Annotated in this window: 1 rRNA gene; it reads left to right on the top strand. The window is 49.6% G+C overall.

The features are described from left to right. Nucleotides 1–132 precede the first annotated feature (132 nt). Nucleotides 133–674, top strand: a 16S ribosomal RNA gene (locus I6E74_RS14290); the annotation flags it as partial.

Raw genomic sequence — 674 nt, forward strand, 5'->3', positions numbered from 1 at the left:
AGAGTCTCAATTGAAAACTGAGTGACCAACAGAATAGTTATTTCGGTAATTATTCGGCACAGTCAATTCAATATCGAAAGATATTAAAATAAATTCAGAATTCATTGAGCTGTCGAAAGACATAAAACTTTTTAATTGAAGAGTTTGATCATGGCTCAGATTGAACGCTGGCGGCAGGCCTAACACATGCAAGTCGAGCGGTAACAGAAAGTAGCTTGCTACTTTGCTGACGAGCGGCGGACGGGTGAGTAATGCTTGGGAACATGCCTTGAGGTGGGGGACAACAGTTGGAAACGACTGCTAATACCGCATAATGTCTACGGACCAAAGGGGGCTTCGGCTCTCGCCTTTAGATTGGCCCAAGTGGGATTAGCTAGTTGGTGAGGTAATGGCTCACCAAGGCGACGATCCCTAGCTGGTTTGAGAGGATGATCAGCCACACTGGGACTGAGACACGGCCCAGACTCCTACGGGAGGCAGCAGTGGGGAATATTGCACAATGGGCGCAAGCCTGATGCAGCCATGCCGCGTGTGTGAAGAAGGCCTTCGGGTTGTAAAGCACTTTCAGTCAGGAGGAAAGCGTGGTGGTTAATACCCATCATGTGTGACGTTACTGACAGAAGAAGCACCGGCTAACTCCGTGCCAGCAGCCGCGGTAATACGGAGGGTGCGAG

Source organism: Salinibacterium sp. SWN139 (assembly GCF_015864625.1).
GTDB lineage: Bacteria > Actinomycetota > Actinomycetes > Actinomycetales > Microbacteriaceae > Rhodoglobus.